12 protein-coding genes are annotated in these 16,136 nt (G+C 39.6%); 11 read left to right on the top strand and 1 reads right to left on the bottom strand.

Annotated elements, in window-relative coordinates; genetic code table 11:
* The first annotated feature begins 68 nt into the window (after nucleotides 1-68).
* The 4 genes from speA to AC0UMU_RS07720 all read left to right on the top strand — a co-directional run bounded on the left by speA (nucleotide 69) and on the right by AC0UMU_RS07720 (nucleotide 4,532).
* Nucleotides 69-1,964, top strand: a complete 1,896-nt coding sequence (speA, locus tag AC0UMU_RS07735; RefSeq protein ID WP_022389510.1) for a biosynthetic arginine decarboxylase — start codon at nucleotides 69-71, stop codon at nucleotides 1,962-1,964.
* A gap of 33 nt (nucleotides 1,965-1,997) precedes the next feature.
* Nucleotides 1,998-2,756, top strand: coding sequence for a tRNA pseudouridine(38-40) synthase TruA (truA, locus tag AC0UMU_RS07730; protein WP_288640060.1), 759 nt, complete (start codon nucleotides 1,998-2,000; stop codon nucleotides 2,754-2,756).
* Between the two features lie 107 nt (nucleotides 2,757-2,863).
* Nucleotides 2,864-3,766 (top strand): EamA family transporter, encoded by a 903-nt coding sequence (locus AC0UMU_RS07725; protein WP_022389508.1) that lies wholly within the window; start codon nucleotides 2,864-2,866, stop codon nucleotides 3,764-3,766.
* Nucleotides 3,767-3,902: 136 nt separating this feature from the next.
* Nucleotides 3,903-4,532, top strand: coding sequence for a DUF3256 family protein (locus tag AC0UMU_RS07720; RefSeq protein WP_169721119.1), 630 nt, complete (start codon nucleotides 3,903-3,905; stop codon nucleotides 4,530-4,532).
* 18 nt (nucleotides 4,533-4,550) lie between these two features.
* On the opposite strand, the gene AC0UMU_RS07715 is transcribed toward AC0UMU_RS07720, so the two are convergent.
* Complete coding sequence (locus AC0UMU_RS07715; protein ID WP_009319133.1) at nucleotides 4,551-5,837, bottom strand: hemolysin family protein; 1,287 nt, start codon at nucleotides 5,835-5,837, stop codon at nucleotides 4,551-4,553.
* Between the two features lie 622 nt (nucleotides 5,838-6,459).
* Here AC0UMU_RS07715 and AC0UMU_RS07710 point away from each other — a divergent pair.
* From AC0UMU_RS07710 to AC0UMU_RS07680, 7 genes are all read left to right on the top strand, one after another.
* The gene (locus tag AC0UMU_RS07710; protein ID WP_302275750.1) at nucleotides 6,460-8,298 is read left to right on the top strand and encodes a hypothetical protein; all 1,839 of its coding nucleotides are present in this window, start codon (nucleotides 6,460-6,462) and stop codon (nucleotides 8,296-8,298) included.
* Between the two features lie 24 nt (nucleotides 8,299-8,322).
* The gene (locus AC0UMU_RS07705) at nucleotides 8,323-9,036 is read left to right on the top strand and encodes a hypothetical protein (protein ID WP_302275751.1); all 714 of its coding nucleotides are present in this window, start codon (nucleotides 8,323-8,325) and stop codon (nucleotides 9,034-9,036) included.
* 49 nt (nucleotides 9,037-9,085) lie between these two features.
* The gene (locus AC0UMU_RS07700) at nucleotides 9,086-11,695 is read left to right on the top strand and encodes an Ig-like domain-containing protein (protein WP_302275753.1); all 2,610 of its coding nucleotides are present in this window, start codon (nucleotides 9,086-9,088) and stop codon (nucleotides 11,693-11,695) included.
* A gap of 11 nt (nucleotides 11,696-11,706) precedes the next feature.
* Entirely contained in the window at nucleotides 11,707-12,189 is a 483-nt protein-coding gene (locus AC0UMU_RS07695; protein WP_302275755.1) for a hypothetical protein, read from the top strand.
* Nucleotide 12,190: 1 nt separating this feature from the next.
* Entirely contained in the window at nucleotides 12,191-13,651 is a 1,461-nt protein-coding gene (locus AC0UMU_RS07690) for a hypothetical protein (RefSeq protein ID WP_472300952.1), read from the top strand.
* 322 nt (nucleotides 13,652-13,973) lie between these two features.
* Entirely contained in the window at nucleotides 13,974-14,246 is a 273-nt protein-coding gene (locus AC0UMU_RS07685) for an HU family DNA-binding protein (protein ID WP_009319124.1), read from the top strand.
* Nucleotides 14,247-14,525: 279 nt separating this feature from the next.
* On the top strand, nucleotides 14,526-16,097 hold the full coding sequence (locus AC0UMU_RS07680; RefSeq protein ID WP_039928655.1) for an Rne/Rng family ribonuclease: 1,572 nt from the start codon (nucleotides 14,526-14,528) through the stop codon (nucleotides 16,095-16,097).
* Nucleotides 16,098-16,136 lie beyond the last annotated feature (39 nt).

Below are 16,136 nucleotides of genomic sequence, written 5' to 3'. Positions count from 1 at the left end.
GTCTAATGGTTTAATTTTCTGTAATTAAGTTCGTTATTAATTTATAAAACATTTCAGATTAAAAGAGAATGAGAAGATGGCGTATTGAGGATTCGGCCGAGCTGTATAATATTAACGGATGGGGGCTGAAATATTTTTCTATTAATGACAAAGGTCATGTAGCGGTAACACCTCGTGAGGGGAATGCTTCGGTCGATCTGAAGGAGTTAATGGATGAGTTGCAGGTAAGAGATGTTACATCACCTGTTCTGGTACGTTTCCCGGATATTTTGGATAACCGGATCGAGAAAATCTCAAAATGTTTTGAGCAGGCTGCGGAGGAGTATGGCTACACGGCACAGAATTTTATCATTTATCCGATAAAAGTAAATCAGATGCGTCCGGTAGTGGAGGAGATCGTTAGCCACGGTAAAAAATTCAATATCGGACTTGAGGCGGGGTCTAAGCCTGAATTGCATGCTGTTTTGGCTATTAATATCGATGAAAATTCCCTGATAATCTGTAACGGTTATAAGGATGAGAATTATATCGAGTTGGCTTTGTTGGCGCAAAAAATGGGTCGTCGTATTTTTCTGGTGGTGGAAAAATTGAATGAGCTGAAATTAATCGCTTCTATTTCTAAACGGTTGAAGATACGTCCGAATATCGGTATTCGTATAAAACTTGCGAGTTCGGGCAGCGGCAAATGGGAAGAGTCGGGAGGTGATGTCAGTAAATTCGGACTTAATTCCAGCGAATTGCTTGAAGCATTGGATATTCTGGAAAAGAATAAAATGCAAGATTGCTTGCATCTGATACATTTTCATATAGGTAGTCAGGTTACCAAAATCCGTCGTATAAAAAATGCTCTACGCGAGGCTTCTCAATTCTATGTACAGCTTCATAATATGGGCTTCAATATCGATTTTGTCGATATCGGAGGCGGATTGGGAGTCGATTATGACGGGACTCGCTCTTCTTCGAGCGAGAGCAGTATGAACTATTCGATACAGGAATATGTGAATGACTCTATTTCTGCATTAGTGGATGCTTGTGTGAAGAACGATATTCCTCAGCCTAATATTATTACGGAGTCGGGACGTTCCCTGACCGCCCATCATTCTGTCCTTATATTTGAAGTTCTTGAAACGACGACTTTACCTTCGTGGTCAGAAGATGAGTCTGTTTCGGAAAAAGATCATGAATTGGTTCAGGAGTTGTATAAATTGTGGGATACAATGAATCAACCCCGCCTTATCGAAACTTGGCATGATGCCCTGCAAATACGGGAGGAAGCTCTCGACTTGTTCGGACTCGGAATGCTCGATTTACGCACTCGTGCCCAAGTGGAGCGTCTTTTTTGGTCGATAGCGCGCGAAGTATATGAAATGGCCAATGAGATAAAGCATTCTCCTGAAGAATTGAAGAAGATTGCTAAAATGTTGCCGGATAAGTATTTCTGCAACTTTTCATTATTCCAGTCTTTACCCGATTCTTGGGCGATAGATCAGATATTCCCGATAATGCCGATAAGCCGGTTGGATGAGAAACCCGAACGTACCGCAACCATACAGGATATAACTTGCGACTCGGATGGTAAAATCGATAACTTTATTTCTACCCGTAATTTTAATTATCATCTTCCGGTACATAGCCTTACTAAAGATCCCTATTATATAGGAGTGTTTCTTGTCGGGGCTTATCAAGAAATTCTGGGAGACCTGCACAATCTGTTCGGCGACACGAATGCAGTGCATGTAAGCGTGTATAAAGATCATTATGAAATCGAACAGGTAATTGACGGGGAGACGGTTGCAGAAGTGTTGGATTATGTACAGTTTAATCCGAAAAAGATGGTTCGGAGTGTAGAGACGTGGGTAACGACTTCTATGAAATCCGGTATTATAACACCGGAGGAGGGACGTGAGTTTTTATCGAATTACAGATCGGGATTATACGGCTATACCTATCTTGAGAAAGATTGATAAAAAGCGGTACAGACCAAAGGAGAGGTTACAGTGCAACGTTATTTTTTGTATTTGGCTTATAACGGTACTCGGTATCACGGTTGGCAGGTACAACCTAATGGTGTGACAGTACAGGAGCGCATAGAGGAAGCTTTGACTTTATTATTACGGAGAGAGACTCCGATTGTCGGGGCGGGAAGAACGGATGCCGGAGTACATGCCCGTTTGATGGTCGCACATTTTGATACGGAAGATGTGCTTCAGGATTTTCAAGGGTTAGTAGAGAAGTTGAACCGGGTATTGCCTTCTGATATTTCTGTCTATAAAATCGTTCCGGTACGGGCGGATGCTCATAGTCGGTTCGATGCCTTGTCCCGCACTTACCGTTATTATCTGGTCGACCGTAAAGATCCGTTTTTCGGGATGTATGCTTGGCGTTATCATGGAAATCTCGACTTCGAAAAGATGAATGAGGCAGCCTCTTGTTTGTTCCGTTATACCGATTTTACAAGTTTCAGTAAGTTGCATACCGATGTGAAGACCAATAATTGCCGTATTATGAAGGCTTGTTGGAAAAAAGAAAACGATTTGTGGGTGTTTGAAATTAAGGCAGACCGTTTTTTACGAAATATGGTGAGAGCGATTGTCGGCACTCTTTATGATGTGGGAAGAGGGCGACTTTCGGTCGGGGATTTTTGTCGGGTTATAGAAGATAAGAATCGTTGCAAAGCCGGAACTTCAGCTCCCGGGAATGCTCTCTTTCTTGTGAATATAGAATATCCTGAAGAAATATTCGATGTGCAATTTTAGCGCCTGTTTAAGTCTTGTTCGGGTCAGGTTTGTGATTTTCTTTCGAGAATGTTTTTTGAGAAAATTTGTGATCGCAGAGACGTTATGCTTTTGAATGATTAATCGATATGTGGCTTACATTTGCTTTTATTTCGGCAACCCTTTTGGGGATGTATGAAGTTTTTAAAAAGATGGCGTTGGAAGGAAACGCTGTAATTCCCGTACTTTTTCTGAATACGGTATTTTGTAGTTTGTTGTTTCTTCCTGTTATTTTATTATCTCGTTTCTGTCCGGAAATGATGCAGGATACCCTTGTATATGTTCCCAAAGTTTCTTTTGAAACGCATCTTTTTATAATATTAAAAGCCGTAATCGTATTGGCTTCGTGGATTTTTGCATATTATGCGATGAAGCATTTGCCTATTACGATTGCAGCAACGATCAAAGCATCCCAGCCGGTTCTTACATTGTTGGGTGCTTTATTGGTTTTTGGAGAACGGTTGAATTTGTATCAGTGGATCGGGGTTACGATCGCTATCATCTCTTTCTTTATGTTGTCGTCTGCCGGAAAAAAAGAAGGAATCAGCTTTGTTCATAATCGTTGGATATGGTTTATTGTTCTGGCGACTATAACGGGATCGATGAGCGGACTGTATGATAAATATCTGATGTCAAACGGTTTTGACCGTATGACTGTTCAAGTGTGGTACACCTATTATCAAATGGTGATCATGTTTTTTATTTTACTGTTCTTGTGGTATCCTCATCGAAAAAAGACTACGCCGTTTCGGTGGCGGAACAGTATTTTTCTTATTTCCCTGTTTCTTGTTGTCGCAGATTTTGTTTATTTCTATGCGCTGAGTTTTCCCGATTCCATGATTTCTATAGTCTCTATGGCGAGACGTAGCGGAGTCGTAGTCAGTTTTGTCTTTGGTGTATTCTTTTTCCGGGAAAAGAATATCAAGGATAAAGCTATCGATTTGATATTGGTATTGATCGGTATGTATTTTCTCTATTTGGGAAGCCGGTAAACATCTTGTTACTCGTTTTCGATCACGGCAGATGGCTGTCGGACAAGATTTGAACAAGAGTTATGTCTTTATTCTTTTTCCGTTTTACCGTCTTCTCGTTTTTATTGTTTATCTTTGTTTTTCAAAGAAAGATGTTATGAACAGAGTTATTCTTGCTTTTTGTTTTCTATTATGTATATCGGGGCTGAAAGCCCAACAAGTCGCCGCTTATTTTGTCTCTATGCCGGAAGAATTGTTGCTTCAGATAGAGCCGAACCGCCGTAAGGATATGATAGATTTTTTTCAACACGGACAGAAAGGCGGCATTACGAATGCTTTGGGCGGAAATTCCGAGATCACGGCGATGTCGGATAAATATATGTCTGTATCTCTTTCTGATGTCTCTAAAATGGAGATATGTGTTTTGTCTAAAGATACGGCGGATATTATTGCGGTAGTTCGTACGGTGTGCGCTCCCGCATGCGATAGTCGGATAAGCTTTTATGATGAACAGTGGCAGCTTCTCGACACGAAAGATTTTCTGCAGCTTCCTGTCAATGCCGATTTTTTTGTCGCTCAAGAAGTTTCCGGCAGAGATGAGGCTTTGGGAATGGTAGATATGATGCTTGCCGAATATCGTTTTTCTCCGGATAATGATGTATTGACGGTTGATTGTACGATAAAAGATTATCTTCCGGATGAGATTTATAAACAAATCGCCCCTTTTTTGAAAAAAGAGGCGTTACAATATTATTGGAACGGAAAACGATATGAATTAAAAAATTGATCGTCTTAAACGTATTTTTTATTCGTCTTCTTCCTGATCGTTTATCCGGGTAGCCAGAACTTTATCGATACGGGCTGAGTCCATATCGACAATTTCGAATTCGAATCCTTGCCACTGGAATTTTTCTCCTGTAGTGGGAATATGTTCCAATACCCCTAAGATAAGCCCGCTTAACGTATTATAATTATATTCATTATATAGACCCTCCAGATCGAAGTGTGCCAAAAAGTCATAGAAAGAACATTGTCCGTCTACGAGACATGACCCGTCTTCCCTGACAACGATATCCGGTTCTTCTCCCAGTTCGGGGAGTGCACCGAGCAAGGCCTCCATAATATCTCCCGAAGTGACGATTCCTTGAATGCTTCCGAACTCATCTGTTACCAGACCATACTTTATCCTTTCTTTTTTCATTTTTTCCAGTGCATTATATACGCTCATCGTTTCGGGAATATAATGCGGCGGGATGATATGCTGCCAAATTGAAAAATCGGGAGAGTCTATTTTACCGAACAAGTCCTTTGATTGAAGTATACCTACGACATGATCCAATTTTCCGTCGGATACGGGATATACATGATAAAAATTTTGGCTTATCTCTTTTTTCAAAGTTTCTTTATCGGTAGAAATGTCTATCCATGTGAGTTCATTTCGGTGAGTCATGATAGAGCCGACATTTCTGTCTCCCAAATTAAAGACCCGTTCGACGATATCTTGTTCTACTTCTTGTACCTCACCGTCTTCAGTCCCTTCTCTGATAATTGCTTTAATCTCATCTTCGGTGACTTTTCCCTCTTCATTGGGATTTATGCCTAATAATTTCAAAACCAAAGCTGTACTTTTTGTTAATAATATTACGAACGGAGCTGCAATTTTCGATATAAAATACATCGGCTTGGATACGATGCGAGCAACACGTTCGGCTGCTGCCATACCGATTCGTTTGGGGACAAGTTCCCCGATGATTAAAGTCAGATAGGTGACGATCGTAACGATTATAATTTTGGCTATGGCTAATGAGTATGGAGCTAACGGCTCTATTTGGGCGATTATTACGGCAAAGTTTCCGGCAAAAGACTCCCCGGAATAAAGACCGGTAAGAATTCCGATAAGAGTAATTCCGATTTGGATAGTAGAGAGAAACCGGTCCGGCTCGTTAGCCAATTTTAACGCTGTGCGGGCGGTTTTGCTGCCTCGTTTGGCGTCAGCCTCAAGTCGGGATTTCCTCGCCGATACGAGGGCGATTTCCGACATAGATAAAGTTCCGTTTAAAATGATAAGAATAAGAATAATGATAATTTCCATAAATTAATCTTTAATTTCCCGAAGATAGTGCATTCATAAAAAAACTCATAATTTCAGAAAGATAATTTGCAAACTTTATTTTAATAGGTCTGTTTGAATTTTGTGAAAGAGCATTTAGTCAGCTGTTGTTCAGACATATTTTGATCAGAGGCTCTTATTTATTTGCTATTACCGGTTTTGTTGCAAAATAACACTCCTTATTGTTTGCTGAGTTTGTTTGTAAAAATATTTGTGTAAAATTTTACATGTTTTTTTATCATTTTGTTGTGGCCAACTCTCATGAACGTTTGTTAAAACGCAAATAATCACTATCTTTGTCGTGTCGTTGAAAGCGTCGGCTTTGTTTCGACAATACATATTTGGTAAAAGCGTTTAGTTTTATCCTGGTTCAAAAAATCGCCAATTTTTTAGCAGAAGGATATAACAGTGCAAACGTTCATGCTTAGCCATATAGTCACGTGAGTGAGTATATACGGTCGGGCGTGGGTTGGCTGTTTATTTCTGCGTAGGTGTTTGGCGATACCTTTGAATCGATAAACTGACAAGTTCCCACGCTTTTTTTGTGTCTTTATGTTTAATCGCCGGTTCGGGAATTTAGGGCATGAAGTTTTGCTTGAAAGCAATGGAAAGAAAATTATTTATTTTCTTTTTTGTCCTTTTCGTCTGTTCTTGTTCAAAAGAAGAGACAGAGACCGGGGATATAGAAGAGTCTGATTCTGTCGAGACGGTATTCAGTGAGAATGCGGTGGTGTTAAACGAGCGACAAATCAAAGCCATAGTTACTGTTGACGGAGGTGTCCTCTCTTTTGAGAATACGATAGAGGGTAAAGATCTCCCGTCGATCGGTCAAATCCTTTTCACATCTGAAAAATCAAAACACTTGCCCTATGGTTTTTTAGGTAGGGTTACTCAAATAACGGAGGAAGCGGGTCGGTATAAGGTCGAGACAGAGCCGGCTCCTTTAGATGCCGTGTTTGACAGGCTTGTTATAAAAGAAAGTGTCGATTTAGTGCCTGCTACCCGCGTTTCGGTCCGGAAAGATGAAGATGGATTTTTTTGTATGGAACAATCCGTAACATTCAAGCAAAATTCCGCATCGATTACCGGAACGGCCAGTCTGGGTTTTAAGTTGGATATTCATATCGATATTAATAACCGTGCTCATAAACCTCCTTATGGGTATATAATTCTGCAATCTAAGGTCTCAGGTAATTTGAATTTCAGTTTGTCGGCGGAAAAGAGATTGGAATTGAGACATCCGATAGGCAATGAGATTCCGCTATCCGCTTCTTTAAGTAATATTGCTATCTCTCCGGTATTGCAGCTATATGGAATTGTAGAGGGAGAGGGTGAAATATCCGTCGATGCAGATATGACTTATGCGAAGAAGACGATCGGTGCTATTGAATATAAAGACGGAATATGGAGTGGAAATGCGCGGGATTGGAACAGCGGTGATGATGATTTCGGTTTTAAAACTACGGCCGGTATATCGTTGAATGGCGGTTTCTTTGCGGGAATAGCAACGGCTATCGAATTGAGGTTGTTTAATAATGAAAATATGAAAATTGCCATCGAACCTAAATTCGGGCTGAACGAAACAGGGAATTTTGTCATCGATTTGGTTGATACGGATTTGTTTAGAAAAAACAAAGATTCAAAAATTAAGGCCGGGTTAGGGATAAAAATTGGGGCGAAAGTAGATGCTCAAATTTTTGGAGAAGGAGCGGAATTTCCTATTTGGGATAAATCATTTTTTGAAAAAGAATCATATCTTTTCCCTGTTTTTGAGAATAAAAATATTAAGATCGATAAAGATCGTAAATCGGTCTCAGCCGACTATTCTGTGGGACGTGACCTGTTATTCGGAGCTGCCGTAGGAGTGGCTTTATATAAAGGTAGTCAGATAGATTCTTATTCTAAACCTGTAAATTATTTTTTGAATGAGGACTTCTCAAATCCGTTGACATGTTCGTTCGATAACTTGCAGGATGATGTCGAATATACACTTTGTCCCTATGTGATGTGGGGAGATTCCTCTTATCCCGGTGAGCCGATACATACGTTTACGTTAAAGAAAGAAGAAAATAACGGCTTGGTCGGGCATTGGATCGAAGTCCATTCACAAGGATATTATCACAGTTTTTCCAATCCCGAAAATAATGAAGAATGGGATATGGATATTGATAATGGGAGTGAATATATATTTTTTTCCGATGGAACTGTCATCAATATTTATGATAAACCGGAAGAAGCACCAGCAAGCAGTGTTGTAGGGTCTTGGCAATTATCCGAAAATAAATTGATTCTCAAGTTTGAAGAGAATGGAGATTATGAGCAATTGGTACCGTTTGTAAACGTAGTAGAATTGAATGAATCGATGTTGATTTTAGATAGTTATAGTAAGAATGGAAATTATGAGGCATACGAAAAGGATACTTTTATAAAGGTTACACAGTAATAATCACTTTAAAATTATACTAAAATGAAAATGAAATTTTTGTATTTGATAGGAATCATACTGATCAGCGGTTTATCGGTGTCATGCGATAAAGATTCGGAAGATATAGGAGAAGATACGGACGACAGAGTATCATTCAGTACCCCTCGGTTTAGCTCTATAACAGAAACCTCAGCTTATCTTAACGGTGGGATTCATGGAAAAGGCGTAAAATTCGATTCGCGCGGAATTTGTTATTCGACAAGTCCGAATCCGACGGTAGCAGACCAAGTAATCACTGTAGCTGGAGTGGGAGATACAGTGACATATTGTATAGAAAGATTATCCAATAATACGACCTATTATGTAAGGCTGTTTGCCCGATTAGAAGGTAAAACCGTATATAGCAAGATGAATTCTTTTACGACAACATCTGCTTATGCGCCTGATAATATAATAAATAAATATCTTTGGTTATATCCAAGTACAGATAATGGTACAAAAATCGATGTTTTGACAATAAAGCATCTGAGCCAATCGGAAGGCTTAATAGATGAGAATTTAGTAGAATATTCTTATTCTGTTACGGGGTTGAGATTGGCGGAATACTTCTTAAAAGAATATGACTCCTATTATAATTTGAAATATATATATCAAATAAAATTGATTTTCACTTCAAGTTCATCTGGAAATATCAGTGGAACACGAGCAGATACAAATGGTGAAAGTGTTTCTTTTACAGGAAGTTTTTTCTTTTAAGTATATAAATACTTAATAATGTACGATGAAAACAAAAATATAGACCATTATGTCACGAATGAAAAAATTTTTTACGCTTTTTCTGATCTTTGTACTGTTTCCGGCTATACAGGTAATGGCGGGAGGTACTTATCATCTGAAAGTCGGGGACTCTCAAAGGGTGAGTTTTACACCCCATGACGGTATTTTAACCCATACGATAAGATGGGTGTCATATTCTCCCTATATCGCTGTTTCGGAATATATCGGAACGACAGCTACGATTAAAGTATTAGCGCCGATTGGCGTCTCTCGTGTGATCGTACAATGTGAATATGAGTATATACAATATATTGGGAACTTTCCTCGTTATTTCTCGGCTGTGGAAGATTTTACGATATATGTCGATCCGTCCGACCCTACGGATATTACCCTGCAAAGCAGTCTGACCCTCAATGTCGGAGACTTTGCAACGCTGACGCCGACTCTCTATCCGGCCGGTGCAGAGACGGAACTCTCATGGTCTTCGAGCAACAGTTCCGTAGCCTCGGTAAGTGCATCGGGAAAAGTTTTCGGAGGAGAGGCCGGGTCTGCAAATATAACGGTAAGAACGAGTAACGGATTATCGGCAACTTGTCGGGTGACTGTCAAGAATCCGGTACTCTCGCTTCGGATAAATCCGGCAGCGGGATTACTCGAGAAAGGTTCTTCCGTAACTCTGACTGCCGGTTCGAATAATGCGGACATTTATTATACATTAGACGGTTCTGTCCCTACTCGAAACAGCCTTGTTTATTCATCACCCATACCGATCGACCGGAATGTAACGTTGAAAGCGATAGCTTATTGCGATGGTTATACGCAAAGTAGTGTAGTAACCGCCGATTATACGGTTACAGGTCTTAAAACAGTCGGTTGCTATCCGGAAAATAATGCCGAGAATGTAGGCCGGAATGCTATACCTTCTATTACTTTCAATTCCGAAATAAGCGAAAGCGATAAATGGAATGACATTAAACTGAAAAACGGCTCGACGGTGATTCCCGGAGAGAAAATCATTTCGGGAAACACCTTATACTTTGTTCCGGATGAGCCTTTGGAATATAACAAATCATATACATTTACACTGCCCGCCGATGCTGTAAAGACCGACTTAAATGAACCGAATTTCTCATATTCAAGTTCGTTTACGATGTTCGCATTATATGATGTGAGTAATGTCGTTTTGGATTTAGGAAATAATTACAGTTCTATGCTGTTGTCTGATAATAAACAATTGGTAATATGGGGCGAAATGTTTCCTGAATATATGTATGATGTTCTTTCTTTTTCTGCAGGAACTTATTATATGATGGCTATAAAGACAGATGGCAGTTTATGGGCATGGGGCGATAATCAGGCTGGACAGTTGGGTGATGGCACGATAGATGATCGAGAATCGCCTGTTAAGATTATGGATAATGTTCGTTCTGTATCTGCGGGATGGACATATACAATGGCAATAAAAAATGATGGCAGTTTATGGGCATGGGGTAATAATCAATATGGGCAGTTTGGAGATGAGAAAAACTCTCCTGCTAAGATTATGGATAAAGTGGCTTTTATTTCTGCCGGTGCACGATATGCCATGGCTATAAAGACAGATGGTAGTTTGTGGTCGTGGGGATATAATTATAATGGAGAGTTGGGAGATGGTACGACAACCGATAGGCATTCACCCGTAAAGATTATGGATGATGTTGCTTCTGTATCTGCGGGATGGGAGCATACCATGGCTATAAAGACAGATGGCAGTTTATGGGGATGGGGTGATAATTTCTATGGACAATTGGGAGATGGCACGACAACGAGTAGGTATTCGCCTGTAAAGATTATGGACGATGTACTCTCTGTTTCTGTGGGAGCAGGGGGAATGCACACAGTGATTGTAAAAACGGATGGAAGCCTATGGTCGTGGGGTTATAATAGTTGTGGGCAATTGGGAGATGGCACGACAACGAATAGGTATTCACCTGTAAAGATTATGGATAATGTTATTTTTGCTTCTGTAGGAGAAGCCCATACAATGGCAATGAAAGCAGATGGCAGTTTGTGGGCATGGGGTGATAATTCATATGGACAATTGGAATTGGGAGATCAAACGACGACCGCTACTGCTATACCGATAAGAATTATATCTAATTTTTCAACGATTCAAAGCATAGACTTCGACAAAGAAAAAATAGAGTTGCGCATAGGCTCAAAATCTGTTTTACAGACCTACTTGCAACCTTTTAATGCCGAATATGAAAATATATTATGGAACAGTACGAACGAAAATGTCGCTACAGTCTCCCCAAAAGGCGTGATAACTGCTGTCGCTCCGGGTACGACGACGATAACGGCGACGGTAGAAACGGAAAAAGGTGCGGATTGTTCAGCTTCTTGTATCGTAACGGTATCGGATGTGTCGGGAATAAATGCTGTCCCGTATAATCCGTTATCTGCATGGATCGATAATGGAATGTTGCATATAAAAGGATTGAAACCGGGAAACATCTTCTCTATATATGATGCGATGGGCAAGCCGGTCTATCGGGGTACAGCCGAATCCACGGAGATAAATAGACCGATTGAAGGGAAAGGCATTTTTATTGTGAAGACGGAAAACTGTGCGGTTAAAGTCATAAATATAAATTAGTGTACAGCTCTATGAAAACAAAACTTTTATACATAATCGGAATCATGGCAGTGCAATGCTGCCTGATTTCACTATCATCCTGCGGTGGAGAAGACTCGAATGACGAGGTAGGAACAAACGGGATATCCGGTGGATATGCTCCCGAAAATATCATCAACAAAACACTTGTCCTGAAGAATAAAGACGGCTCGGTCAAATTGGATAACGAACATTTTAAACAAGGAGTCTCGGTAAATAACGTCACCGTAGATTATGACAAGTATGCACCATCCTATTCTTATACCGTTACAGGGAAGAATTTGGCGACATACACTTTTAATGCTACAAAAAAGACATATATCCCGTATTACGGTAGTTATCACTATTCCAAATTCTCATTTCAAATCGATTTGATTTTTACCTCGGACTCGGGCGGAAACTATAACGGGACACAAACAAATGCGAATGGCAAGAAAACTAATATTTCAGGAACATTTACACTAAAATCATTCTGATATGAAAGTAATAAAATTTTTTCTGTTTTGTACTTGTTTGCTAATGATAGCATGCGGAGATGAAGACGGAGTGGGGAATGAACACACAGGCTACGCCCCCGCCTCTATCATAGGGAAAGACCTGTGCTTGAGCAGGGACTCCGATATGGATAATTGGTATGTCAAGATACTGCAAACACGAAACGAACTTAAAATGGTCGCCCAAGATTGGGAACTCGGTAATTTAAGTTGTCGATATGACAAAACCGGAAACAATCAGGCAAAACTCAAAATAAGCTATACGATAACCATATTGGACAAGCAAGTACGACATACCGAAGAACTGAATATCCTCTTCACCTCGGAACATGGCGGAACATTCAGCGGTACGGATAAAGTCAGCTCGGATGGCAATACATACGAACAGGAAGCATCAGGTTATTTTACGTTCGATACCGGTGAATTATCCGATTTTGATGATGAGGCTACCGGAGATGAAGACGTAGATTTCTCCTATCTATGCAACTCCTGGAAACTCCGAAGTTCGGAGAAGTATCTGACATTTTATTCGGACAAAACATATCTGATTGTCACTAACGACAACGGCTATCGGGAAGAGAGAGGTTCATATCGGATAGATGTTGCCACAAGCCTGATTTACCTGACCTCCGATCAAGGAACGACAAAACAATACGAAGTCGATCTTCTCATCAAGAATGAATTGGAATGGCGGCAATACAATCAGCAGACAGGAAAATACTCTTACGAAACATACCTCTATTCCGATAAAGACGGAACGGAAAACAATCCCGGAGGCGGCATCGGAACAGAAGAATCTGAAAGCGATGTTTTATACGTATCATTTGAAGAGATTGCTAGGAATAATATTACTACTAATAGGGTTGAAGATTATTTAAAGTATAAATTACAATACAAAAATCCGGAAAATTATACGAGTAGTAGCAAATACCTGAAAGCAGGCATTTGCTATGGTACTTCTCCGCACCCTACTATATTTAAGGATAAGACCACTCAACAGTCGAAAGTTGATCCTAAGGGAAATGCTGTATTGTTATTAAGCGGGTTGGAAGATGCCACCACTTATTATTTGCGTCCATATACAGAAGAAAACGGGAAAGTAACCTATTACAAGGAGACTGAAATAACTACTTTCGGTAAATATGTAAATGCAGAGGTTGTACGGGTTGGAAAAGATAGATGTAAAATAGATTACACTATTGCAAGTGGTACATACGAAGTTACTGTGCATATATACAATTATGCGACCGAAAAGGATACGTATGAACATATCGGCTATAAAAGAGCCGGAGATAGTGGTTCGTCGTCTATATATAACATTCCATACGGTATTGCCCCATATGGATATGGTAGTGGGCTTTTTATTAGTATAACTTTTAAAGATATCGATAATCCCGGTCACAACTATACTATGATAGTGTCGACTATTTATCCTGAATATTGATTATGTGCATTTTCTGTTTCACTCGTCAGATAACTCGCTATCTGACGAGTGAAAACACAAAAATGACCGGATAATATTTTTTGTCGGAGAATTCAGTCAGGTTCTAAGGGTAAAATATTCTTTAATTATTGTATATAAGGGTGTTTGTTTGAAAAATTATTACGATATTTGCAGTCACGTTCTGTTCGGAACATGGAGAAATAATGGTTTTTGTAAAAATATGGGAGTTTCCTTTTCTTGTGAAAAGAAAAAGCTATATATTTGCAAGCCAAAAAATTATAAACAAAGAATTATATAATCATAATAAAAAAATCGTAGAAAAATGACTAAGGCAGACATTGTAAACGAGATTTCAAAAAACACAGGAATTGAAAAAGCGCTCGTTCTGGCAACAGTAGAACAATTCATGGATTCGGTAAAAAGCTCGTTGGCAAAAGGTGATAATGTGTATCTGAGAGGATTCGGAAGCTTCATTGTGAAAAAAAGAGCTCAGAAAACTGCAAGAAATATCTCTAAAAATACGACGATTATTATTCCGGAACACAATATCCCGGCATTTAAACCTGCTAAAACTTTCATGGGAGAAGTGAAGTAATTTATTATAGTATTAATTATTTAAACGCATAAGATCATGCCAAGCGGAAAAAAAAGAAAAGGACACAAGATGTCCACGCATAAGCGCAAAAAAAGACTGAGAAAGAATAGACATAAGAAGAAAAAATAATGTCTGTCTTTTCATAAAGAAACAGAGAACCCAAAGAGCAAACTTATGGAAGAACATTCAAAAGTTTGTTCTTTGTTCTTTATAGTCCTCTGTTTTAACAAGTCGTATTATTTGTATTTAGCATTTAACAATAACCTAAAACGTATTGATGTGTCCACTGAATTAGTAGTTGATGTCCAACCCAAGGAGGTTTCGATCGCTTTGCTCGATGACAAGCGTCTTGTAGAGTTGCAGAAAGAAGCCCGGAATATATCGTTTTCGGTAGGCGATATTTATTTGGGAAGGGTGAAGAAGCTGATGCCTGGACTAAATGCCGCATTTGTGGATGTAGGTTATGAAAAAGATGCTTTTCTTCATTATCTGGACTTAGGTTCTCAATTTAACTCATGCGAGAAGTTTATTAAGCAGTCGCTTTCGGATCGTAAGCGGGTTTTGTCGATCTCGAAATTTAACATGTTGCCGGAGATCGATAAAGAGGGTACGGTAAGCGAAACGCTTAAAGTGGGACAAGAAATCTTGGTGCAAATATCTAAAGAACCGATTTCGTCCAAAGGCCCTCGGTTGACTGCGGAAATTTCTTTTGCAGGTCGTTTTCTGGTGTTGCTGCCTTTTTCCGATAAGGTCTCGATTTCTCAGAAAATAAAGTCTAACGAGGAAAAAGCGCGTCTGAAACAGTTGATACAGAGTATTAAGCCAAAGAATTTTGGAGTAATCGTGCGTACTGTTGCAGAAAATAAACGAGTTGCCGAGCTGGACAATGAGTTAAAGACTTTGGTCAAATGTTGGGAAGATTGTCTGGTAAAATTGCAAAAGGCTAAAACTCCTTCTCTTATTTTTGAAGAAACCGGTCGTACGGTGGGCGTTTTGAGGGACATTTTCAGTCCGTCGTTTGAAAATATATATGTCAATGATGAGGATGCCTATCAGCAGATCTATAATTATGTGAGCTTGATTGCTCCCGAACGGAAGGATATTGTCAAACTGTATAAGGGGAATCTCCCTATTTTTGATAACTTTGCTATTACCAAACAAATAAAATCTTCATTCGGAAAAACGGTTTCGTTTAAGAACGGGGCATACCTGATTATAGAACATACCGAGGCATTGCATGTCATCGATGTGAATAGCGGTAATCGGTCAAAATCGACCGCCGGCCAGGAAAGTAACGCATTGGATGTGAATCTTGCCGCTGCAGAGGAGATTGCCCGTCAATTGCGACTGAGAGATATGGGGGGGATTATCGTTATCGATTATATCGATATGATGGAGCCTGATAATCGTCAGAAGTTGTATGACCGGATGAAAGAATTAATGGCACAGGACAGAGCCAGACATAACATTTTGCCGTTAAGTAAATTCGGATTAATGCAGATTACCCGTCAAAGGGTACGTCCGGCATTGGATATAAATACCAGTGAAGATTGTCCTACTTGTTATGGGAAGGGTACGATTCGCCCTTCAATCCTTTTTACCGACCGTCTTGAAGATAAGATATCTTATTTAGTACATAAGCTCAAAGTAAAGAAGTTCTCTTTACATGTACATCCTTTTATTGCGGCGTTTATTAATAAGGGATTTTTTTCCCTGAAATGGCAATGGAGATGCAAATATGCATTCCGCTTCAAGTTGATACCGAATCAATCTCTCGCGTTTCTGGAATATAAATTTTATGATGGGAATAACAGTGAGATAGATCTGAAAGAAGAGATCGAAATTAAATGATGAAATTTCTCTTCGAAGAAAAAATAACGGACTCTTTTC

The organism is Coprobacter fastidiosus (assembly GCF_982245605.1).
Note: the sequence above shows the minus strand (reverse complement) of the source record. Positions and strands in the feature narration are given on the sequence as shown.

Coding starts and splice junctions, on each gene's coding strand:
- speA (WP_022389510.1), top strand. CDS start 69: ATGAGAAGATGGCGTATTGAGGATTCGGCCGAGCTGTATAATATTAAC.
- AC0UMU_RS07725 (WP_022389508.1), top strand. CDS start 2,864: ATGTGGCTTACATTTGCTTTTATTTCGGCAACCCTTTTGGGGATGTAT.
- AC0UMU_RS07720 (WP_169721119.1), top strand. CDS start 3,903: ATGAACAGAGTTATTCTTGCTTTTTGTTTTCTATTATGTATATCGGGG.
- AC0UMU_RS07715 (WP_009319133.1), bottom strand. CDS start 5,837: ATGGAAATTATCATTATTCTTATTCTTATCATTTTAAACGGAACTTTA.
- AC0UMU_RS07710 (WP_302275750.1), top strand. CDS start 6,460: ATGGAAAGAAAATTATTTATTTTCTTTTTTGTCCTTTTCGTCTGTTCT.
- AC0UMU_RS07705 (WP_302275751.1), top strand. CDS start 8,323: ATGAAAATGAAATTTTTGTATTTGATAGGAATCATACTGATCAGCGGT.
- AC0UMU_RS07700 (WP_302275753.1), top strand. CDS start 9,086: ATGTCACGAATGAAAAAATTTTTTACGCTTTTTCTGATCTTTGTACTG.
- AC0UMU_RS07695 (WP_302275755.1), top strand. CDS start 11,707: ATGAAAACAAAACTTTTATACATAATCGGAATCATGGCAGTGCAATGC.
- AC0UMU_RS07690 (WP_472300952.1), top strand. CDS start 12,191: ATGAAAGTAATAAAATTTTTTCTGTTTTGTACTTGTTTGCTAATGATA.
- AC0UMU_RS07685 (WP_009319124.1), top strand. CDS start 13,974: ATGACTAAGGCAGACATTGTAAACGAGATTTCAAAAAACACAGGAATT.